23 protein-coding genes are annotated in these 22,877 nt (G+C 33.8%); 12 read left to right on the forward strand and 11 right to left on the reverse strand.

The annotated features are described in order from the left end of the window. Nucleotides 1-452: 452 nt before the first annotated feature. From ERX46_RS02545 to ERX46_RS02560, 4 genes are all read right to left on the reverse strand, one after another. The gene (locus tag ERX46_RS02545; protein WP_130092257.1) at nucleotides 453-2,132 is read right to left on the reverse strand and encodes a DUF6909 family protein; all 1,680 of its coding nucleotides are present in this window, start codon (nucleotides 2,130-2,132) and stop codon (nucleotides 453-455) included. 233 nt (nucleotides 2,133-2,365) lie between these two features. After that, a complete protein-coding gene (locus ERX46_RS17575) occupies nucleotides 2,366-2,566 on the reverse strand; it encodes a DUF2683 family protein (RefSeq protein ID WP_207214103.1) in 201 nt (66 codons plus the stop codon). A 27-nt stretch (nucleotides 2,567-2,593) separates the two neighbouring features. Further along, nucleotides 2,594-3,688 (reverse strand): AAA family ATPase, encoded by a 1,095-nt coding sequence (locus tag ERX46_RS02555; RefSeq protein ID WP_242494523.1) that lies wholly within the window; start codon nucleotides 3,686-3,688, stop codon nucleotides 2,594-2,596. 460 nt (nucleotides 3,689-4,148) lie between these two features. Next, entirely contained in the window at nucleotides 4,149-4,475 is a 327-nt protein-coding gene (locus ERX46_RS02560) for a hypothetical protein (RefSeq protein ID WP_130092259.1), read from the reverse strand. A gap of 294 nt (nucleotides 4,476-4,769) precedes the next feature. Between ERX46_RS02560 and asnS the strand changes: the two genes are divergently transcribed. Further along, nucleotides 4,770-6,209 carry an asparagine--tRNA ligase gene (gene asnS / locus ERX46_RS02565; protein ID WP_130092260.1) on the forward strand — a complete coding sequence of 480 codons (1,440 nt, stop codon included), beginning with the start codon at nucleotides 4,770-4,772 and terminating at the stop codon, nucleotides 6,207-6,209. 307 nt (nucleotides 6,210-6,516) lie between these two features. On the opposite strand, the gene ERX46_RS02570 is transcribed toward asnS, so the two are convergent. After that, a complete protein-coding gene (locus tag ERX46_RS02570; protein WP_317127169.1) occupies nucleotides 6,517-7,002 on the reverse strand; it encodes a GxxExxY protein in 486 nt (161 codons plus the stop codon). Nucleotides 7,003-7,236: 234 nt separating this feature from the next. On the opposite strand from ERX46_RS02570, the gene rpoN reads away from it, so the two are divergent. The 7 genes from rpoN to pyk all read left to right on the forward strand — a co-directional run bounded on the left by rpoN (nucleotide 7,237) and on the right by pyk (nucleotide 15,083). Further along, the gene (rpoN, locus tag ERX46_RS02575) at nucleotides 7,237-8,682 is read left to right on the forward strand and encodes an RNA polymerase factor sigma-54 (RefSeq protein WP_130092261.1); all 1,446 of its coding nucleotides are present in this window, start codon (nucleotides 7,237-7,239) and stop codon (nucleotides 8,680-8,682) included. Next, nucleotides 8,682-9,329: a hypothetical protein gene (locus ERX46_RS02580; RefSeq protein ID WP_130092262.1), complete on the forward strand. Its 648-nt coding sequence runs from the start codon at nucleotides 8,682-8,684 to the stop codon at nucleotides 9,327-9,329. The genes rpoN and ERX46_RS02580 overlap by 1 nt, the downstream gene beginning before the upstream one ends. Before the next feature lie 13 nt (nucleotides 9,330-9,342). Then, complete coding sequence (locus tag ERX46_RS02585; RefSeq protein WP_130092263.1) at nucleotides 9,343-10,146, forward strand: M48 family metalloprotease; 804 nt, start codon at nucleotides 9,343-9,345, stop codon at nucleotides 10,144-10,146. A 61-nt stretch (nucleotides 10,147-10,207) separates the two neighbouring features. Beyond that, a complete protein-coding gene (locus tag ERX46_RS02590) occupies nucleotides 10,208-10,945 on the forward strand; it encodes a cyclase family protein (RefSeq protein ID WP_130092264.1) in 738 nt (245 codons plus the stop codon). Between the two features lie 27 nt (nucleotides 10,946-10,972). Next, on the forward strand, nucleotides 10,973-13,132 hold the full coding sequence (locus tag ERX46_RS02595; protein ID WP_130092265.1) for a hypothetical protein: 2,160 nt from the start codon (nucleotides 10,973-10,975) through the stop codon (nucleotides 13,130-13,132). Between the two features lie 66 nt (nucleotides 13,133-13,198). Then, on the forward strand, nucleotides 13,199-13,618 hold the full coding sequence (locus ERX46_RS02600; RefSeq protein WP_130092266.1) for an IPExxxVDY family protein: 420 nt from the start codon (nucleotides 13,199-13,201) through the stop codon (nucleotides 13,616-13,618). A gap of 46 nt (nucleotides 13,619-13,664) precedes the next feature. Continuing rightward, nucleotides 13,665-15,083: a pyruvate kinase gene (gene pyk / locus ERX46_RS02605; RefSeq protein ID WP_130092267.1), complete on the forward strand. Its 1,419-nt coding sequence runs from the start codon at nucleotides 13,665-13,667 to the stop codon at nucleotides 15,081-15,083. A gap of 107 nt (nucleotides 15,084-15,190) precedes the next feature. On the opposite strand, the gene ERX46_RS02610 is transcribed toward pyk, so the two are convergent. Further along, on the reverse strand, nucleotides 15,191-15,724 hold the full coding sequence (locus tag ERX46_RS02610; protein WP_130092268.1) for a hypothetical protein: 534 nt from the start codon (nucleotides 15,722-15,724) through the stop codon (nucleotides 15,191-15,193). Nucleotides 15,725-16,263: 539 nt separating this feature from the next. On the opposite strand from ERX46_RS02610, the gene ERX46_RS02615 reads away from it, so the two are divergent. Together ERX46_RS02615 and ERX46_RS02620 are read left to right on the forward strand one after the other, a co-directional pair. Beyond that, nucleotides 16,264-16,950: a response regulator transcription factor gene (locus ERX46_RS02615; RefSeq protein ID WP_130092269.1), complete on the forward strand. Its 687-nt coding sequence runs from the start codon at nucleotides 16,264-16,266 to the stop codon at nucleotides 16,948-16,950. 188 nt (nucleotides 16,951-17,138) lie between these two features. Continuing rightward, a complete protein-coding gene (locus ERX46_RS02620; protein ID WP_130092270.1) occupies nucleotides 17,139-17,513 on the forward strand; it encodes a hypothetical protein in 375 nt (124 codons plus the stop codon). A 179-nt stretch (nucleotides 17,514-17,692) separates the two neighbouring features. On the opposite strand, the gene ERX46_RS02625 is transcribed toward ERX46_RS02620, so the two are convergent. The 4 genes from ERX46_RS02625 to ERX46_RS02640 all read right to left on the reverse strand — a co-directional run bounded on the left by ERX46_RS02625 (nucleotide 17,693) and on the right by ERX46_RS02640 (nucleotide 20,768). Then, the gene (locus ERX46_RS02625; protein WP_130092271.1) at nucleotides 17,693-17,941 is read right to left on the reverse strand and encodes a hypothetical protein; all 249 of its coding nucleotides are present in this window, start codon (nucleotides 17,939-17,941) and stop codon (nucleotides 17,693-17,695) included. Next, nucleotides 17,941-18,354: a SufE family protein gene (locus ERX46_RS02630; protein WP_130092272.1), complete on the reverse strand. Its 414-nt coding sequence runs from the start codon at nucleotides 18,352-18,354 to the stop codon at nucleotides 17,941-17,943. Before ERX46_RS02630 ends, ERX46_RS02625 begins: the two co-directional genes overlap by 1 nt. Before the next feature lie 38 nt (nucleotides 18,355-18,392). Further along, nucleotides 18,393-19,607, reverse strand: a complete 1,215-nt coding sequence (locus ERX46_RS02635) for an aminotransferase class V-fold PLP-dependent enzyme (RefSeq protein ID WP_130092273.1) — start codon at nucleotides 19,605-19,607, stop codon at nucleotides 18,393-18,395. Between the two features lie 261 nt (nucleotides 19,608-19,868). Continuing rightward, nucleotides 19,869-20,768, reverse strand: coding sequence for a hypothetical protein (locus ERX46_RS02640; protein WP_130092274.1), 900 nt, complete (start codon nucleotides 20,766-20,768; stop codon nucleotides 19,869-19,871). 127 nt (nucleotides 20,769-20,895) lie between these two features. Between ERX46_RS02640 and ERX46_RS17445 the strand changes: the two genes are divergently transcribed. Then, entirely contained in the window at nucleotides 20,896-21,069 is a 174-nt protein-coding gene (locus tag ERX46_RS17445) for a hypothetical protein (protein ID WP_165366124.1), read from the forward strand. Between the two features lie 80 nt (nucleotides 21,070-21,149). Further along, a complete protein-coding gene (locus tag ERX46_RS02645) occupies nucleotides 21,150-21,542 on the forward strand; it encodes a hypothetical protein (RefSeq protein WP_130092275.1) in 393 nt (130 codons plus the stop codon). Between the two features lie 59 nt (nucleotides 21,543-21,601). On the opposite strand, the gene ERX46_RS02650 is transcribed toward ERX46_RS02645, so the two are convergent. Continuing rightward, nucleotides 21,602-22,876, reverse strand: a complete 1,275-nt coding sequence (locus tag ERX46_RS02650) for an amidohydrolase family protein (protein ID WP_130092276.1) — start codon at nucleotides 22,874-22,876, stop codon at nucleotides 21,602-21,604. Nucleotide 22,877 lies beyond the last annotated feature (1 nt).

Consider the following 22,877-nt stretch of genomic DNA (forward strand, 5'->3'; position numbering starts at 1 on the left):
CAATCGAATTGCAAAGCTACTTCAATTTGAGAGAAAGGGAAGAATGACGCAAAGTTTCGCAAAGGAGCAAAGTCCCGCAAAGTTGCCGGGACACAAAGAAAGAGAAGAAGAAGCGCCTTTGGCTCTTTTTTTACATAGAGATAAAGGAGTGATTTCACACCAGTGCGTAGCTTGTCGAAGTAGAGATTCACAGAGAAGAATTTAAATAAAGATTAAAAGATTATTAATGTAGAGGTTGTTTAGAAATTGGCAATGTAGGGACGATTTGCAAACTTTGCGAAGCATTCTCATCACCAAATGGAGTAATCGTCCGCACTACAGTTCCAATCAAAATACATCATTAATATTTCGAATTCCTCAATTACTCATACTTTCATTAGAGCCTTTCACCAATCCTAACCAACCATCCAAGCGTTAATAATTAAATTAAACATTAAAAATTAACCATTAATTTAAATCGCTTGTCGAACAATTTGTTTCAAAAACTTCTCAGTAATTAAATACGTCGGTTTCACACCTGTCAATCCAAGACCTCCAGATGCTAGCGTACTTCCAGTTTCCAATGGATTATCTGAAGCGTAATAGGCGTATCTTACTTTTACGTTCGAATTAATACTGTTTCGGATTCTCGAAGCGGCTTGAATTGCTTTTTGATAATGCGCTCCTTCCATTTCTAATCCTACCACATTCCATGTTGATTTTTTGAAATAACTCAACATGTCTTTGTTCTGTAACGAAGTTCCTAAAACTGTAATCATGTGTCCATCACTCGCTTCGATATCTTCATTTTCAAAATCGGCCAAAGTGATTTCATTTTCAAATGGGTAATTGTCTGTTGTTCCTTCAAAAACATGCGCTTGTGGAATCATAAGATCTCCCTTGTTTCCTTTTAGAATTCCGGCTTTCCCCATGATAGATACAGAGTGAACATTCAGATTTACAGGGCCGTTTTTAGCTGCTTTATATGGTTTTAATAATTCATCCATTGTTTCAAATGCTTGTTCACCAAACGCATAATCCATTACGATAAGTACAGCATTTGTATCGTCAATAACAGCTGATAAATAGCTCTTATCAAAGTCCATTTTAGCTAAATCGAATATCTGAACATCAATGTTAGTTCCTGAAACATCTTTGAGATAAGTCATTCCTTGGTTAGTTGCCAAATCACTGATTTGCTTTCTGTCTTTTGAATTTTCTGGCTGACTTAATCTTTCAAAAACCTCTCTTTTATTCAGTTCTTCTTTCTTACTTGTAATCGTTTGTTTACTGAATAAATAATTCATCACACTGTGCATATTCGCACTAATAATGTGAACAGGACGCTCCAAAAGATCCTGATTCTCTAATTCTCTTTTTATGCGATTTGCCCAACGTTCTCCATGCATGTGGTGACCTGTTCTTTCACGCAAGACTGGACTAAATAAGATGATTCTTTTATTGATTTCTAGCACTTCATCAATTGCTAATTTTCCTAGCCAATAAATTACTTTGAGTAAACGGTTTGGCATTTCTTCAGTAGCAAGTGCTTTATGAACAGCTAAAACCTCTTCAAATGTTCTTCCTAAAATGTTTGCAGAATGGAACATCGCAACTTCCAATTCTTCATTAGAAATCTCTTCTTGTAAAATGATTTTTTCAAATTTCTGCCATTCTAAAGTTAATGTTCCTTTTTCATTGATAATAACTCGATTAGCAATCTTGTGAGATTCAATAAACAGGAAAGTAAGGTGAGTCAAAATATCATAAATATCTGATCGACCACGCGTAATTTCCACATTCATTTGGTCTTTATCAATTCGGTAACAATTCCTTCTTCTTTTCGGAGGAATAATTGATTTCATGTTCGATAATTGATATCCTTCATCTCCTGTAAGATTAATGATTGGACATTCCTCAATTCCATTTGGTAAACGGTCAAGCACATATAATAAACCACTTAATTCTACTTTATCTTCACCAATAGAGCCATAAATTTCAGGTTGTAATGCGAGCAAACCTTCCCTCAATGTTCGTCCAGAAACGCCCATTGGTTTGTAGAATCCGCGGTTAAATAAGTGACGCATTGCAATGTAAATACGTTCTATAGCTTGTGTTGCTTCTTGTGCTTTGGTGCGTTTTTTTTCGCTCATATATTTGGTAATTTTAATTTTAGATTATTTTAAAAACGATTTGAATTTAAGCTGACTATTATGTGTTGACCTAGATCATAATCGATGTAATTCTAACGAATATAGTAAAAAGGGTGGTTTAATTGATATTAAGTTTTTGTTAAGTGAATGAGAGGTGTGGATTTATTTTTTTGAGAATGACGAATGATTGAATTAAAATTCAGAATTTTTGTATCTGCTATTACTAAATTATTCTAAATGTTTTCCCATAATTTTTTTGTAGGAATAGTGTGACGCTTATCATTTTTATGAGAATTTAAAATCTTTTCTACGAATTCAGGCTTATAAATATCTCCCTCAGCTTTTTGCTCGAATTCCTTTCTTGAAACCGTTCCTTCTTTACCGTATTTGTTGTCTAAATGTTTGTTTTTTGTTTCTGGATTATTTGTTTTCATGTTTTTTTCTAAGTTTAACTACCGAATTTATGATAACTCATCTAAATATTCAATCTTGAAATAAGTTTTATTAAACCATAACTCGAAAGAAGGATCAAGGAATTCATAGCCAGATTCTATTTCTTGGATAATATCTTTATGGATAAGAATGAGCTTGTTTTTACTTACATTTCGTGGAGTACCTAATTTATATTTTTGCATAACTTTTGAACTTGTAAGTTGATGCTCGCCTTTGCAAACTGCTTTTAATAAATTAAGTTGAGTTGCGCTTATATTTTCAATCTCGTTTTGATATAAGGGAGTGTTTGCATTAATTAGTTCTTCTAATGCGCTTGATATTTGCTCTTCGTCAACTGTTGATTTAGTTTTTTGCCAAGTATAATGTGCCATTTGTTGAACATACCAAGAATGATTTTTCATTAATTGTGGGATTTTTGAAGCCCAGTTTTTAGAAATGTTTTTACCTGATTTTTCGAAACTTTTTTGAATAAAGGAAATCCATTTTTCTTCACTTATCTTCTGTAACAACATAATATCACCAAAACGATAGAATGGTTTGGAAGAATTATTAAAAATATCCGTCATCATGTGCCTTTTGCTTCCATACAGGCAATATGTTACTGATTTTTGCCTTTGCCAGATTGCTCTCATCTTTTTCTCCAGATTTTCAAAGTCTGGAAAATCGGTAAGGTTTTGAAATTCATCCAAACAAATAACGAATCGGATATTCTTATTTCTAGCAATAACTTCCGGAAGGTTCAAGATCTCTTGCTTATGTTTTACTAATTCGTTCCAATCAAAACTTACTGAAAAATCGTTTGATGGGTCGATTCCAACACTAATTTTAGGAATTAGTTGTTTAAAAAATATTTTACCAGACTTCATCCAGTCTTGCCATTGAGAGGAAGATGCCTTTATGACCTCTTTTGTGAATGTCTCTAAAAATTCCTCTTCAGACGAAACAGAAAACAAATCAATAACCACTGTTTTTATATCATTTTTTTCGATGTTTATTTCAGAAATGACCTTTTCTACTAAACTTGATTTGCCCCATCTTCGTGGTGAAATGATAGTAGTATTGATACCTTGAACTAAATTATTCTTCAATTTATCTGATTCCACTTCTCGGTTCGTAAAGGAGTCTAAACTGACCGTTTTGCCATACATAAAGGGTGATTTTCTCATTTTATACTATTTGGTATTATACTTAAAGGTATAAAATAATTTAACATAGTTAGGCTTAAACGAATGTTAATATAATTCTTTAACTATTAATCTTATTATCAGTTACATATAGCCGTATCAGTCCTTTTTCTAAAGCTCTATTTGCCATTAAATAATTCTAAGTAGGCTTAAAGTTGCCATAAAAACTATTTAATTCAAGTTAGAACCAAAGAAGACATCATTTTATACCAAGTTCTTTTTTAATTCTCTCTATTTCCTCTTTGTCCTTCACTTGATGTGAATATTTACTCCAACTCGTGCCATAGATTGTCTTATTACAACATTTATGAAGTGTTTTATCGACTAAAAACTCAAATCCTTCATCGCTGATGAATATTATGTTTTGAAATGATAATTATTACCTGCCTCTTTCAGCATTAGTCCTATCAATAGCATCTTGTTCGTAGTCAAATGGTGTTATCTTATCGTCTTTAATCCATCCTTTACCTCTGCCTGTATTCATAACTGTATTCATAAGTATTTCCCACTCAACTCTATCTTTCATATCTAGCATTGCATCAAATTTGAACCATCTTGCCAAACGAGCTTTAGGAACTTGTCGTCTGCACAAGGTAGCTACTTTCTCTCTTCTTCTATCAACTAAAGATAAATCACTGTAGTTCGTTAGTCTTTTGTACTCTTCATCTGTTGGTATTCTTATTTGTCCTAAATATTCCTGTTCCATGATTTTACTGTTTTAGTTTACATACCGATTTTTATTACGATTCGAAGACACATATTTTAATTCAAAAATTGATAGGTACCTGAATTTACAGAACCTATATTGATTAGCACTTTGTTAAAGTTTATATGAAAAAGCAATTATCGAAAATAGCATGATTTTGACAGCTACTTAAGTTGGGTTTGAATAATTATTGTAATGAAGTTACTAACTCCAAAAATTATCAATTCTAAATTATCAATTACCCACCGCTATATGCCGAAACTTTCTATTTTTGCAGAAGTCAAAATTATATCAATGAAACATACGAAAATAAAAGCGTTATTGGAATCGTCTGAAGTAGGCGAAAAAGTTATTGTAAAAGGTTGGGTGAGGGCTTTTCGAAGCAATCGTTTTATCCAGATTAATGATGGGTCAACGATCAATAATATCCAAGCGGTAATTGAATATGAAAATTTTGATGAAGCTATTCTGAAAAAGATCAGTACTGCTGCAGCTGTTGAGGTGCGTGGAACTTTAATCGCTTCAGAAGGAAAAGGTCAAGCCAAAGAAATTGCTGTTGATTCTGTTGAAATCATTGGGGAAGCAAATCCAGATGATGTTCAGAAAACAGTCATGCAGCCTAAAAAACATAGTCTTGAATTCCTGAGAGAACAAGCGCATTTACGTTTCAGAACGAATACTTTTGGAGCGGTGTTTAGAATTCGTCATGGTTTGACATTCGCTATTCATAAATTCTTTAATGACAAAGGATTTTACAATTTACATACTCCAATTTTAACTTCCTCAGATGCTGAAGGAGCGGGTGAAATGTTCCATGTTACGCACTTAGACTTAAATAACGTTCCAAAAACAGAAGACGGAAAAGTTGATTATTCACAAGATTTCTTCGGAAAACCAGTGAATTTGACAGTTTCAGGTCAATTAGAAGCTGAATTAGGGGCTTTGGCTTTAGGACAAGTTTATACATTTGGACCAACATTTAGAGCGGAAAACTCTAATACTTCTCGTCACTTGGCGGAATTTTGGATGATAGAACCAGAGGTTGCTTTTAATGACTTGAAAGACAACATGGATTTGACGGAAGAATTCTTAAAATATTTGTCTAATTATGTTTTAGAAAATTATGCAGACGATGTTCAATTTTTGAATGACCGTGATGCTCAAGAGCAAAAAGCGAAGCCAGAAAAAGACAGAAATCCACTGACTTTAATTGAAAGATTGCAGTTTGTTGCTAGTAATGAATTCAAGAGAATTACTTACACTGAGGCAATTGAAATTTTAAGAAATTCTAAACCTTATAAGAAAAAGAAATTCAAATATGACGTGGAATGGGGAGTAGATTTACACTCTGAACACGAACGTTATTTGGTAGAAAAAGAATTCAATTGTCCAGTAATTATAACAGATTATCCAGCTACAATTAAAGCGTTTTATATGCGTCAAAACGACGATGGAAAAACAGTTGCAGCAATGGATGTTTTATTCCCTGGAATTGGCGAAATCGTTGGAGGTTCACAACGTGAAGAACGTTTGGAGATCTTAAAAAGCAAATGTGCAGACTTTGACATTAGTGAAGAAGAATTGTATTGGTATATCGACACACGTAAATTTGGTACAGTTCCTCACGCAGGTTTTGGATTAGGATTCGAGAGAATGGTAATGTTTGCCACTGGAATGACGAATATTCGTGATGTAATTCCTTTCCCTAGAACGCCGGGTAACGCTGACTTTTAGAGTTGAAGGGTGACGCAGAGATGCGCTGAGGAGCAGAGATTCGCAAAGAAAAAAGAGGTTTTTTCGTTGCACTCGTGGGGTTTATTACACAGAGATTCACAGAGGTTTTTCACAGAGTAACACGGAGAAAAAAAGTGAGTTTTTCCGTGGTATTCTTTTTTTTCACACCAAAGATGAATTCCTGTGCTCACCTCTTTGAAAACCCTAAATTATTCTCGGAGTATCTCTTTGAAAACCCTCATATTCCACAAGCTCAGTGCATCGCCTTTAGCTCAGTGAAATAAAAACTGAGCGTAACGACCCTTAACTAAAATACAAATCTCTTTACCCCGTTTTTCAATAATTTTTCATGAAAGTTGATTAACAATCCTAAATCAAAACCTCCCAATTTCATGTATGTTAAGATTTGTGCCGTATGTACATCTGTAAAATTTTCAACTACTTTTAATTCAACAACTATCCTTTCTTCAATCAATAAATCTATCCGATAACCATGATCTAATTCAACTTCTTTGTAGATAATCGGCATAGCAACTTCTCTTTGCACAGACAATCCTCTTATCTCTAATTCATAAGCTAAACATTCATTATAAGCTGATTCAAGAAGACCTGGCCCAAGTGCGCGATGTACTTCAATAGCTCCACCAATTATTTCAGAAGTAAGATTGTTATCTTTCATAGTCAATTTTAACTCTAAACTAATGTTTTTCAGTCTACAATAGTAATACGGAACTCTTTTTTCTCTAATCACCAAAGGTGACCTTCTCCATGCTTCTCTGTGAAAACCCGCCATTTTCTCTGTGTATCTCTGTGAAAACTCTCATTTGTCTCCGTGTAAAAAAAAAACTGAGCGAAGCGAACCCCAAACTAACCCCAAAACTTAGAGATGTGTTTGGAAATACTCTGAACTAAGCCAAATATTTTTAATTTTACATTGAAAGAATTATTAGAATCAAGCTTACTAACCCTGAGTTAACAATAAAAACAGTAAATTGGCTAATTATATTAAGCCTAGAAATTAATAATTATGGCACTTAGACAGTCATTTTCCCAGAAGATGGAGCAGAAGCTCTCACCACAGCAGATTCAGTTAATGAAATTGTTGCAGGTGCCAACCATGGAATTGGATCAACGAATTAAACAAGAATTGGAAGTGAATCCTGCCCTTGAAGAAGGTAAAGAGGAGGTTGAAGACGAGTTTGAGCAAGAAGAATACGAAGAAGAAGCAGGAGAGGACGAAAGAGATTTCGATATTGATGAATATCTAACAGACGACGAACCTGCATATAAAACTAGCATTTCAAATAAAAGTAAAGACGACGAAGAGAAGTCAATGCCACTTTCTGCTGGTAAAACTTTCCAAGAATTAATGTTGAGTCAGCTCAATATGCAAAAGCTCACAGAAGAAGAGGTGCTTATTGCGACTTACTTGATTGGAAGTTTAGATGACGCTGGATATTTGGAACGTGATTTAGAATCTATAGTTGATGATTTAGCTTTTTCACAAAACTTAATTACAACTGAAGCAGATTTAGAAGGAATCTTGCATTATGTTCAGCAATTAGATCCACCAGGAGTAGGTGCGAGAGATCTACAAGAATGTTTGACTCTTCAAATGGAGAGAAGACAAGATGGGGATATTACGCGCTATACTGCTTTGAAAATTTTGGAAGATTACTTTGATGAGTTTACTAAAAAACACTACAAGAAAATCACCGCAAAAATGGAGATTTCTGAAGAGGATTTAAAAGATGCTGTTCATGAAATTATTCGTTTGAATCCAAAACCCGGAGGTTCACTAAAAAGTTCGTCTAAATCTTTGCAACAAGTAGTTCCTGATTTCCAAATTATGGATGAAGATGGAAAGCTTGTTTTGTCATTGAATGGAAGAAATGCTCCAGATTTAAAAATTAGTCAAGGCTACAAGAAGATGTTGCAAAACTATTCTGAAGGCGCAAAACTAAAAAAGTCAGATAAAGAAACGCTTACTTTTGTTAAGAGTAAATTGGATTCTGCAAAATGGTTTATTGATGCAATTCAACAGCGTCAAAATACTTTGTTGTCAACAATGACGGCAATTATGAATTATCAAAAAGAATATTTCTTAACAGGAGACGATATTCAATTGCGCCCAATGATTTTGAAAGACATTGCAGAGATTGTAGATTTAGATATTTCAACTATTTCGCGTGTTGCCAATTCAAAATACGTGCAAACACAATACGGAACTTTTTCATTGAAACATTTTTTCTCAGAATCATTGTCAACAGATTCAGGAGAAGAAGTTTCAACAAGAGAGGTGAAGCAAATTTTGCTAGAAGCAGTTGGAGACGAGCACAAACGCAAGCCTTTAACGGATGAGAAATTAGCCGCTTTATTGAAAGAAAAAGGATACAATATTGCGAGAAGAACGGTTGCTAAATACCGTGAACAGTTACATATTCCAGTAGCACGACTTAGAAAAGAACTTTAATGAAACAAATTTCGAAGCTTCTTTCATGGATTTTTTCGCCATTATTCACACCTATTTATGGTTTGCTGATTGTTCTGTATTTACCAGTTCAGTCCAGTTCATTTGTAGCAAGTGAATCTTTGTATATGTTACATCCTGATGTGAAATTCTTGTTTTTATTGCTCTTTTTGGTATTTATTGTCATGGCGCCTGGACTATCTTTGGTTGTATTGCGACTCAATAAAACCATTACTTCTCTACAAATGGAAAGCAAAGAAGAACGTTTGACACCAATTGCGATAATGACGTTTTACTGCATAATATTGTATTTGTTTTTAATGTTTCAAGCAGAAAATGCAATGATTCCATCGATTATTAAAGCAATGGTTGTTGGAGGGGCTTTAAGTGCTTTTATCGCTTACTTTATCACAAAAAAATCTAAAATAAGCTTGCACGGAATGGGAATGGGCTCACTTTTCGGCTTCGTTTATATGTTTTCTGTACCACTTGAACAATCTCCACTTATAATGCTGACGTCAGTATTGGTAGTAGGTGGATTGGTTATGACAGCGCGATTATTTTTAAAAGCACACTCATTAAAAGAAGTCGGAGCAGGTTACCTTTTAGGATTTGCATCACAAGTTATTTGTATTTATTTTTACCCTTAAAAATTATCAAACTATGAGAAAATTATTCAGCATCACTATTTTGTTGTCTTCAATGGCCTTTTTGACAAGCTGTGGAATGACCAACGGTGGAGGCATAAAGAGTTTCAATCTTTTTACTATTCAAAATGATAAAGAATTAGGGAAACAAGTAGCCGCAGAGATTGACGGAAACAAGCAGGAATACCCTGTTTTAGACAGTGCTCAAAATCCTATTCCATACAAGTACTTGTATGACATGAGAAATAAGATTTTGAACTCAGGTAATGTTACCCACAAAGACGATTTTGCTTGGAGAATTAGAATTATCAAAGATGACAAAACGAAAAATGCTTTCTGTACGCCGGGTGGTTACATTTATGTGTATACTGGATTAATTAAGTATTTGGATTCTGAAGAACAATTAGCTGGAGTTTTAGCACACGAAATTGGTCATGCCGATTTACGTCATTCCACACGCCAAATGACAAAACTGTATGGTGTTGATGTAATGTTAAGCATTATCGCAGGTGACCGTGCATTAATTAAAGATCTAACGTCAAGTATTATTAGTTTGAAATTCTCAAGAACTCATGAAACGGAAGCAGATAAAGCTTCAGTAACTTATTTATGTCCTACAGATTATGACGCTGCTGGTGGTGCAAAGTTCTTTGAGAAAATTGAAGCAGAAGGTGGAGCATCATCACCAGAATGGTTGAGTACTCACCCTAGTCCTGCAAATCGTATTGAATTTTTCTATAACCAAGCAACAGAACAAGGTTGTACAGGAAAAGAAACTTATAAGAGTCGTTATCAGCAGTTGGTGAGATCATTACCTTAATCAGTATTGAGTTTTGAGTAATGAGTCTTGAGGAAGCATTTAAGGTCAAAAGAAAAATAACATGATTCTAACAACACAAGAAGGAAAGAAAATTGATTTAAGTAAAGGAGTAGATTTGTCTATTCCTTTATCTAATGACAACAAAAACCCACTAGCTTGGTATGTAAAACCGCCAAGGTTTGAACCTGTGATGGAAGATGGTTGGATTGGTTCTGTTAAAGATGGCGGAGCCGTAAATTTTCGAAATATCTTTTTTAATCCACATGGTCATGGAACGCATACTGAATGTTTGGGGCACATTACCCCAGAGATTTATTCAATTAATGAGCATTTAAATCAATATTTCTTTCAAGCTGTTGTAATCAGTATTTCTCCAGAAGTTATAGAAGAAGACACTGTGATTACACCGAAACAATTGGAATCACTTAAACAGTATGATTCAATTGAAGCTTTAATTATCAGAACACTTCCAAACACAAAAGAGAAGAAATCTAGGAATTATTCAGCTACAAATCCTCCTTACATTGCTATAGAATGTTTGGAGATTATAAATACTTTAAACATCAAACATCTTTTGATTGATCTACCAAGTGTAGACAAAGAAACAGATGGAGGAGAACTGGCATTCCACCATGGATTTTGGGAAGTTCCGAGCAGTCCTAGATTTGATAGAACAATTACAGAAATGATTTTCGTTCCAGAAGAAGCTAAAGACGGAGCGTACTTGTTGAATTTGCAAGTCGCTCCTTTTGAGAATGATGCTGCGCCAAGTCGGCCAGTGATCTTTCCTTTTATTTAATTATCTTTAAAGACTCAATACATCAGTATGCGATATTTAACTTTTCTCGTGGCGTTATTGCCATGCCTTGCTTTTGGGCAATTAGATTCTCCTAAAATAATTGATTTTGAATTCATAAATCAGGAGAAGTCTGCTGTTCCGAAAAATTCACGCTTAGAATTGGGAGTAACTTTACCTGATTCAATTTTGGAATTAATTCAAGTTTATATGGATGGGATTCCTAATCAAAGAGAAGGTTTGAATCCATTTATGAGCTGGGATATTGATGTTAAAGCACATTTTACACATATTAAAAGTCAATCTAAATTTGCAGCAATAGGATTTTGGTTTACGGATGTTGAACGAAATCAAGAAAAAAACAAATGGATTCAACTGGAGACAGATCATCAATTTAGAATTAGATATGCTCCAACAAATATAGGAGAATACCGAGTGCATATTTCAGTTTTAATTAATAAAAAACTAGCTTATGTCTCTGATGAAGATTTTTTTACCGTTGTGGATTCTGATTTTAAAGGATTTGTTTCATTGAATGACAGTACGGAATACTTGCAAAGAGATGGGGAAACAATCATTCCAACAGGAATAAATCTTTCTTTTCCAAGCAATAACAATAATTTAATTTACAGTTTGAGTAAAACTGAAACTTTAGATTTAGCAGTTTGGGAGTCATTTAATAAATCAGTAAAAGACTATGTTACAGAAGGTGGAGAGTACTTTAGATTTTTCATGCATCCCAGTGTTTCTGATATAGAATTTGAAGAGGTTGGATTTTATCAGGACAGACAAAACCTAGCTTGGGAGATGGATCAAATGATCTCTTTTTGTGAAGCAAACAATACGTTAATTCAATTTAATTTAATGTATCATTCATATTTTATGAAGTTGGGAGACTATTATCAATTCCGATATGATTATGCCAATTATTGGCTTGATGAGAAATCACCATATAAAGATCCAAATCTACCTTCTGGTTATTCTGCTATGTTAAATAGTGATACTCCTTCCGACATGTTTTTAAAAGAAGAGGGAATGCGCTATTTAAAACAAAGAACTCGTTATATAGTTGCAAGATGGGGTTATTCAACAAGTCTTTCTGCAATTGAGCTTTTGTGTGAGCCATGGCATATTAATGAAAATTCTTCTAAAGGAGAATCGCCTTATGACGCAATTTCTGAATCAGGCGATGTCGCAAGAAAAGCAGTCTATGAATACCACAAACAAATAGGAAGTTATATAAAAGATACTATTCAGTATAACAATCATTTATTGGCTGGAGTTGGTAGATTTCCTGTTGGTAAAACTGCGATTTATTCCCATCTAACTGAAGAAACACCAGGTTTTGTAGATAGCACATGGTATTTGGATGATCTAGATTTTCTTTCAATTTCCTATTATTCGCGTAGTCCGGAAAAATTGATTCATTCGAAGTCAAGCTCAAATAATGAGTTTGGGAGTGAAGAAAATTCAATGGCAAAAACTATTGAAAGATTAAAAAAAACATATAATAAGCCTGTTCTTTTCGGAGAGTCTGATCATGGAGATGGAACCCATGAATGTTCCGATTATCAAGGCCATAAAATAGATGTAATGCGCTATCCATTTACGGGAGCTATTGGTCATTTTATTTGGGCCGCTTTTTTACATTCTGAGGAAGAAAGGAATGTTGAGGGAGCTAAAGATGAACGCGTTTCTTGGCCAGATATTATTGATGCAAAGAACTATTACAACAGCAATTGGTTCTTGGAAATAATAAATAATAAAACAGCTTTAGGGCGAGAGAAAAGCAGCTTTAGTTCATCTGAAAAAGATATTGTAGAACATCAATATATAATAGGTAAAGATCATGAAATAGCAGCTGGTTATGTCTATAACAGAACATTCAATGTTCAAACTGCAGGTGCTTCAAAAGAAGAGGGTTTAAAAGAAAATGCTTGTGATCAACTGGATGCGGGATATACAAATCCAACAGTGATTTCATGGCGACCGAATAGAATGAAAGTAGAGGGTTTAAAGTCTTTTAGTAAATATCGTGTTTTGTATTACGGATATTCTGACCAGTCACTTTTATTGCAAGCGGAGTTAAGAACCTCTTTATTTGGGAAGTTAAAATTGACACACCCTTTGCTTGTTCCTGAGAAGTCAAAAACGCCTTTGCTTTGGTATAGAGTCGAGAAAATGAATTAATAAAAATTTAATATTGAGTATCAATCAAAATTTCGTAAATTTGATATCTTGTAGATTAATGTTTTTATGGCAAAATATACCTTAAGTTTAGAAGATGATTTTAATTTTGACATCATAGGCTTATGCAGTCATCAAGGAGATTATAGAGTTTGTTGGTCAATAAATGAACATATGGGTTTAAGACTCAGGAAATCTATTGAACCCTTCATGGTTTCTGGAAAAAATGGAGTAGTAAATTCGTCTCATTCCTTTTATGAGTGGGAAGATGAAGATGAAAGTGTGATCTACTATTTTATACAAAATAAAAGCATGGGTAAATTTTTAATTCCAGAGAAGTCACAAATTGATTTCTTCTTGGTAATTAAAGAAGCGGGAGTTGTAGATGTCGATAATTTGTTGGCTCAGCTCAAAAGTATACCGAGTATTTTGACCGCATTTAGTTTTGATCCTTACGATTTAAAATCTGCAAATAAACTCATATTTTAAATTAGCTGGATAAAAATACTCAATTAAGAAAATAAACAATACAGAAATGAAAAGAACAAAAATTGTAGCTACGTTAGGACCTGCTTCGTCTTCTAAAAAGGTTTTAAGAGGCATGATGGAAGCGGGGATGAATGTTGCAAGAATCAATTTTTCTCATGGTGCATACGAAGATCATGAAAAAGTAATCGGAATTATTCGTGAGCTTAATGAAGAAACAGGTTTAAATATTGCAATATTAGCCGATTTACAAGGACCTAAGATTCGTACCCGTGAAATGGAAAACAATGGAGTTGATCTAATTCCAGGGGAAAGCGTGCAAATTGTAAACGAAAAAGGAGTACTTGGAACAAGTCGTAAATTTGCTATAAACTATGCACAACTTGCTGCAGATATTAAGGCAGGTGAATTTATTCGTTTGGATGATGGTAAACTAGAACTAGAAGTTGTTTCAACAGACGGGAAAGTAATTCAAGCTGTGGTAACACATGGAGGAATTCTTTCGTCAAATAAAGGAGTGAACTTGCCAAATACTGTAATCTCATTGCCTTCTTTGACTGAAAAAGATCTTGAAGATTTACAGTTTGCAATGGATTTGAATGTAGACTGGATAGGTTTGTCATTTGTGCGTTCAGCAAGAGATATCATCGAATTAAGACACATCATAAATAAGCACCACAACAAAGCGAAAATAGTAGCTAAAATTGAAAAGCCTGAGGCAATTCAAGACATCGATGCAATTATTCGTGAAACAGATGCAATTATGGTTGCACGTGGTGATTTAGGAGTAGAGATTCCAATGGAAGATGTGCCTTTGGTGCAGAAGATGTTGATTAAGAAATGTTACTTGCATGCAAAACCAATTATTGTTGCTACGCAAATGATGGAAAGTATGATTGAAGATTATACTCCAACAAGAGCAGAAGTAAATGATGTTGCTAATGCTGTTTTAGATGGAACTGATGCTGTTATGCTTTCGGGAGAAACTTCTGTAGGTAAACATCCAATTACGGTAATTCAAGCAATGGATAAAATTGTCCGTAAGATTGAAGAATCTGACTTGATTTACTATAAAGAAGAGATTCCGGAGAAGAATCAAGAACGTTTTATTTCTGACTCAATTTGCTTTAATGCAACGCGCTTAGGAAATAGAGTAGATGCAAAAGCAATTGTGACAATGTCATTTTCTGGATATACTGCTTATAAAATTGCTTCTCAACGACCAAAATCACAAATCTTTGTATTTACAAGTAACAAAGAGATTTTGACTCAACTGAACCTAGTTTGGGGTGTGCGTGCAATTTTCTATGATAAAATGGTCAGTACAGATCATACTATTGCAGATATCAAATACATTTTGAAAGAAAAAGGTTTCTTGAAAAAAGGTGAATTGGTTATTAACGTAGCCTCAATGCCTATCGAGTCAAAAGGAAAGTCAAATATGTTGAGATTGAGTTATATTGAATAATAGAAGAGTTTATTTTTAACGGTATTTAAATGCTGTTTAAATTATGAAGATAAAAAAACGCCCAGTAAATTTTATTTACTGGGCGTTTTGAATTGTAAAGTTTACAATTAGTTAATTATATATCTTACTGCAAGCGCAGAGTTTATACCAAAACCTCCACTATTTACTAAACCAACACTTGGTCCAGCTTCAAGTGAGATTCCAATAGGAATACCTGTATTTGGTTCTAGATTGAAATCTAAACCTATAACAGCGTCAGCTCCTATGAAAAATCCGCTTTGGTATTTATGGTTCTTGTATTTGTACTTATAGTAATCGTCGTCATCCCAGTCGTAATAATAACTGCTACTCCATAAACCTAAAGTTCCACCTACACCAATATACCAATCCATTCCATCGGTCCATCCTGTTTCTCTTTGCCATTCATAAAGTATCTGACCTGTAAGGTGACGCGTACCACCTCCAAAAGTCATGTCTAAAAAGCTACCGCTTCCTATATTAACCTTGTAGTTGACACCGGCTCCTCCATAAGGGCCTCCTCCTGGGCTTAGCGACTTAATTCCTATTCCAGAGCCATAGCTTTGGGCATAAGAGAACGATGCTAGCATAATAACAGTTGTAAATAGCAATAATTTTTTCATAAATTTTAATAATTAATTTAGAACAATGTACGGCTATCGGAGGAAATAAAACTATAAAATTAGTTGTAATTTCATAAAAAAGACTAATGCATATATTGAACTTTTTTACGTCATTTATTTAGCGTTTTAGTTTTATTAATCTTCTTGGGTGCGACTAAAATCTCGAATCTTATCCTGTACGTTTTACTATAGAATCGATTTGTAAAGGAATGTATTGACGTTTACTAAAATGATTGACGGGCCCATTGAGGTTAAACAGATTCTTAATGAAGGAAAAGTTGATTGAGATTTTTCTATCTTTGTGTAAATTGTGTCCGCAGGAAAACTAAATATTTTTAAGTCTTTGATAAGAATATTGTCTAAGACAAGGCTTGATAAATTTTGAAATGTCAGGAGTTTAAATTTATAAATGCGATGCCCTGTATTGTGCAGAGCTTGCCGATGGGACTGCAATTAAAAACACTTTTGCTGAGCTTGCCGTAGAAAGCAGAATGCAGTATTTGGAGTTTTTTTGTAAAGATTAAATAACAATAATTCTCATGAAAGGTGTATTGATTTTAGATGATGAAGAGGAAATCCGTGAATTATTGGAATATAATCTAACAAAACACGGATTTACTTGTTTTTTAGCCAGTAACGGAAAAGAAGGTTTGGAGCTTTTAAATGAGCACAAAGATAAGATTGATCTTGTTCTATTAGATGTTATGATGCCAATAATGGATGGAATTGAGGTGTGTGAAATCATTAGAAAAGACCCTGTTTATGATGGAATTCTAATTTGCTTTCTCACAGCACGTAACGAAGATTATAGTCAAGTTGCTGGTCTAGATGCCGGTGCAGATGATTACATAGCAAAGCCCTTAAAGCCAAAAGTACTCATCAGTCGAATCAATGCACTGTTAAGAAGAAACAATGGACGTTTTAGGACAGCTGAGTTGGGCGATTCGGAACTTACAGTAGATAGAGACAAATACGTTGTCACTTTAAAAGGTGAAAGTATTCATTTGCCAAGAAAAGAATTTGAACTATTGGCACTCCTTACTTCGAAACCAGGTAATGTTTTTGATAGAGAAGCTATTTTAACTTCTGTTTGGGGAGTGGATATTGTTGTAGGTGATCGAACTATCGATGTACACATAAGAAAGTTACGCGAAAAGATTGGTTCACATTATATACAAACAGTAAAAGGTGTTGGTTATAAATATGTTGATGAAAAACTAAATTGATTATTTTTTTTCGGCCATAAAACATTATCAGATCTTTTGTGTTACTAACCTTAATTGTTTTAGTCAAATAGTAATGATGTTTATTTTTTATTTAAATGTCTAGTTTTAGTTTGATATTAATAAGAAGTCATTATTTTTGTGCGACATTTTACAACCCATGAAATAAGGGGTATTAACCGTTTAATAGGATGAAATTAGAAACCATATACGTTATCGAAGACAATAAGTTTGGGAAAGCCATCACTGAATGGGCAGAGGATAAGCGTATACAAGTGGTTCCAGCAAACCAAAAGAAAGACGATTTAAGCGAAATCGTGAATGGTGTAGTTTTATTCCATGAAAATCACAATTTCACAAAGGACGATGATGATATGCAAACAGAAATGAGCAGAGGAAACATTCCAGTTCATAAAGTTGATATCAATGGAACTTTGGCAGCTACTAACTCTAACTTCAATATGTGGTTGGATAGAAATAGACCGCAATCGCTTTTGATATTAGGAGATGAGGAGATAGCTAATAATGCAAATCTTCAGAATTTCTTAAAAGGAATCGAGAATTAATGCTGTAATTCATAAATTCAATCGTTTAACTCACTCCTTTTTTTTCTTTATACTTCGTTAAAATTTTAAATCGTAACTATACTTTGACAGGCTCTGCTGAGGTGGTTACGCTTGTGGATTTTGTATTGTCTAAAGAAAAAAAAGCGAAATTTAAGCACCTTTACCTATGCGTTAAAGTACTAGTAACATTCGTCTGTCTTTTCAATAACCTTAAGAATTTTTCTTGGTTGATCCTTATACATTGATTTTATTGAATCCATCTTTTCAATACATTCGATGTGTTTACCTGTTTCGTACCTTGAGGCACTTATGCAATCGCAATAATCCGCCATCAAAGCATCCAATTCAGGGTCGTCACAACTTGAAAAAAGGACAATAGAAACTACAGTGGCTAAAGAAAGGTAGAATGTCTTTATTCCTGATTTCATTATTTAACTGCCTTTAAAGCATTCAACTTCATGTCTTTTACCATACTCACTAATCCGTTAGAACGAGTAGGAGATAAGTGCTCTTGTAATCCGATTTCCTTAATGAATTTAAACTCTGATGTTGCAACGTCAGCAGGTGATTCATCATTAACAACACGGATTAATAACGCGATTATTCCTTTCGTGATTATCGCATCAGAATCTGCCGAAAATTTCATTTTGTTGTCCTTGCAATCTGCATGCAGCCAAACTTGAGATTGACAACCTTTAATTAATCGGTCCTTTGTTTTGTATTGTGCTTCAATCAAAGGTAAATCTTTTCCTAACTCAATAATGTATTCGTATTTGTCCATCCAATCATCATAAAGGGCAAATTCATCTATTATCTCTTGTTCTTTTTCTTTAATACTCATGTCTTTAAGTTTGGTTTTAATTAAAAATTCAGTTCGATTTAATCTTTAAGCATTGGAATAATTCTATTTAATGCAGCAATAAACACATCAATTTCTTCCTTTGTATTGTAAAGTGCAAAAGAAGCACGAATAGTTCCTGGGATACAGAATTGATCCATGATTGGCTGTGTACAATGGTGACCAGTTCTCACGGCAATTCCCATCTTATCAAGCAATGTTCCTACATCATAAGGATGAAGTCCATCAATCAAAAATGAAATTACACTCGTTTTTTCTTTGGCTTCACCGTAAAATTTAATTCCTTCAATTTTAGTCAGTTCAGCAGTTGCATAATCAAGCAATTCTTGTTCATGTTTTAAAACCTCCTTCATATCAAGTGAATTCAGGAATTCAAAAGCAGCTCCTAAGCCAATTCCACCAGCAATGTTTGGTGTTCCTGCTTCAAATTTATGCGGCAAAACATTATAAGTCGTTTTTTCGAAAGTCACTTCCTTTATCATATCACCACCACCTTGGTATGGAGGCATTTGATTCAATATTTCTTCTTTTCCGTATAAAACGCCAATTCCTGTTGGACCAAATAATTTGTGTCCTGAAAAAACATAAAAGTCACAATCTAATTCCTGCACATTTACTTGAATATGCTGAATACTTTGTGCACCGTCAATTAAAACTTTCGCTCCAATGGCATGTGCTTTTTCTATAATATATTTCACATCATTTACAGTTCCTAAAGAATTAGAAATGTGTGTTACAGCTACCAATTTAGTCTTATCAGAAAGTAACTTGTCGAATTGATCTAACTCCAATTCACCTTTTTCATTCATTGGAATAACACGTAATTTACATCCTTTTCGTTCACAAAGCATTTGCCAAGGAACAATGTTAGAATGATGCTCCATTGCCGAAATAATGATTTCATCGCCAGCATTCAGCAATTCCCCAAAGGAAAAAGCTACTAGATTAATTCCATCAGTTGTACCTTTCGTAAAAAGCACTTCGTAATTTTCTTTAGCACCTATATGTTTTTGAATCGTATTTCGTGCATTTTCATAGGCAGTTGTTGCCTCCTGACTCAATGTATGAACTCCACGATGAATATTTGCATTTTCCTTTGAATAGTAATCACTAATGCGCTGAATAACTGATAAAGGCTTTTGTGTGGTAGCACCATTATCAAAATAAACCAACGGTTTCCCGTGAATTTTCTCCGCTAAAATCGGAAACTGAGAACGAATTGATTGAATATCCATAGCTATAAATTTGATTACACACAAAGGTACAAAGCTATATTTACAATAAACACCTTTGCGCGCTATATTCTATTTCAAGATGCTTTAATGTGACATTTGTTTTGGTTTTGGGCGTGCCCCAGAGCATTCTTTTTATGGGTTTTAAAGCTCTTTCAAATTATCGCTTTAAAAAGAATGCTCTGGGTCGGGTCATCCGTTATATCTTTTGTTTTGAAAAAAAAAACAAAAGGATGCCACTGCTCCCCCTCACGCAAGAAGACTTCAATGTCTATTATCACACTTTGTTTCAATTGACTTTTCCTTTTTATCTATAAACGTAATACTGCTGCAACCGAAAGAGTGATAATTAAAACCGAAGATAACTTCAGGTTTATCTTTAAATAATTGACCTGTATATTGTGAGTTAAGAGCATTGAATTCAGAACCTTCTCCACTATAATACATTGTGTCAAAAATCTTACTATTTGTCGCAGTATCGATAATGAATAAGTGCTTTGCCCAAACATAATTATGCCTTTGAACATCTTGAATGAAATAGCTTAGTTGACCAAATTTAAACTTATAGGCCTTATCATAAGTAATATTTAAACTATCTTCCATTCGCATAGAATTTGGAATTTCATTTCTTTCTATCTCCATCCACTCAATGTTTTCTAATTTTTTTTCGACAAATGGATTGTGCTGACCAACATATACTAAACTGTTCTCATCATAATTCCCCTGATTTATCAAAGAATCATCAACTTCAAACCCAATCAGGTATTCATATTGTGTTAATTCATATTCTCCACCAATTTCGTAAGGACTTAGCATCGCAACAACTTTGGCAGAATTTACAGCAGAAACACTAAGGGAGTTATTGACATAATCATAAATAAAAATAGAGTCGTTTTCCGTTGTATTTGTTCCATTTAAAAACCTGGTTCTATAATCAATGTTTAAAGTGAAGTAATCTAATTCTGATTCATCCATTTCATTTAGGTCTGGAATTGCAGAAGAATCGGGATGTGCAGAAAGTATATAAATATCTGACATTGAAATCATATTTCTCATTTCAATATCATTCCCAAAACTAGTTACTCTAAAAATATTGAGTTCTTGAGCATAAAAATTAAAGGAAAAGACTAAAAAAAGTGAAAACAATGTAATTAACGGCTTCATTTTGGATTTTTTAAGAGCTTAATCATGTTCTTAACCAAAATTAAGAAAAAAAGCTTCAACCTCCATTTCTAAACATTCTGAAATTCATATATTGGGTTCAACAAACTAATAAACTAAAATTTATATTATGAAAAAAGTATTTGTATACGCTACAGTAATCGCAATGTCATTCGCATTTAATTCATGTGAAGAAAAAACAGTAGGAGACGAAATGGAAGATGTTGGTGAAGAAATGGGCGAAGCTGGTGAAGCAGCAGGTGACAAAATTGAAGAAAAAACAGAAGAAGTTACTGATAATTAATTTTTAGGCACTGATTACCAATATGTCAAATATTCATATATTTGTCCAATATCTAATAACGGTTAACTAAAATTTATTTTATGAAAAGAGTATTTATTTATGCTACAGCTTTCGCAATGTCTTTAGCTTTCGTATCATGCGAAGAAAAATCAGTTGAATCTGAAATGGAAGATGTTGGTGAAGAGCTAAACGAAGCTGGTGAAGCAGCTGGTGAGAAAATCGAAGAAAAAACAGAAGAGGTTAAAGAAAATGTTGAAGAAACTTCAACTGATGTTAAAGAAAACATCAAAGAGACTTCAACTGACGTAAAAGAATCTGTAAATAAAGGAGCAGAAACTGTTAAAGCGAAAACAACAGATACGAAATTGAAAGTATATAAAGAAGGAGAAGAGCATCCTAAGAAAGCTGAAGAGCATCCATTAAAAAAGGAGAATACTTCAAAAGAAAAGCCAGCTTTACAGAGAAAACTTTAATATCTGATATTATAAAATATAAAAAAAAAGCCTATCATTGATAGGCTTTTTTTTATGTCTTATTTTTGATCTTCATATTTCTTTTTGTACTTGTCATACAACTTTGTCTGAACATTGGAAAGGTCAACGAATTCACCATTGATTATTCCAAAAATTAAATTATTTGTACGCATATCCAAAGGTGTTCCTTTATTCACAAAAAGGGTTGCTATTTTCCCTTCTTCGATACTCCCAACTATTTTATCAACCCCTAATATTTTAGCCGTACTTAAAGAAATTGCTGTAATCGCTTCTTCTTCTGTTAATCCATAAGCCATTGCTGTTCCCGCTAAAAAAGGAATGTTTCTAGAGTTCATTGTCTCCATTCTCCCTGAGTTTTGAATACAAAATAATACACCCGCTTCTTTGAGTAAAAATGGCAGACGATAGGGAAAGTCAACCGGATCGTCTTCATTTTCAGGTAAAGTGTGACCTCCTTTAATTATAACAGGAATATTAGAAGAGTTTAATTGATCTGCCACTTTGTGCGAATCATAACCACCAATTATTACTGGATATTTTATCTTTAAATCACGTTGAAAATCAATAATATCCAATAAAGCACGCATTTGATCTGCATGGATATACAGTCTTTTTTCGCCATTAAAAAGAGCTCTCATTGCTTCAAAGCGTGGATCATACAAATCCTTTGAACTACTATAAGACAATGCCGCTTCAAAAAATGCTCTAATTTCTTTAAGCTGCGAACTATAATCCTCGCTAGATTTTTTAGGTGTTGACCAACCACCTGAAACCGTTGAGGGCCAATTCAAGTGAATTCCATCGTCTTTTTTTAAAACGGCATCTTCCCAGTTCCAACCATTTAAACTCATTACAGATGAAGAACCTGAAATTACTCCGCCTTCCGGAGTGGCTTGAGAATAGAATACGCCGTTTGTCTTTACCGTTCCAATGATGTCCGATTCTACATTGAATGCAGTAAGTGAACGAACATGTGGATTATAAGCACCTACTTCGTTAAAATCTCTAGTTGCTCTAACGGCATCAATTTCTGTTAATCCTAATTTAGAATTTGGTGCGAAAAATCCAGGGTAAACATCCAATCCCTTCAAGTCAATAATGGTGTCCCAAGCGGATTTATCTAAATTGTGAGTTAAAGCGTTGTCAACCAAAATGATTTTATCACCTTTTATTCCAACTAATCCTTGATTAATCACTTTTCCATTTCCAACATGAACTCTTCCTTTAGAAAGTAAAATGGTTTTTTGTGCTGATCCAGAAAGACCCATACACAAGAAAATTGTAATCGTTAAAATAATTCTTAATACTTTCATT

This window comes from Brumimicrobium glaciale (assembly GCF_004152935.1).
Classification (GTDB): Bacteria; Bacteroidota; Bacteroidia; order Flavobacteriales_D; family Crocinitomicaceae; genus Brumimicrobium; species Brumimicrobium glaciale.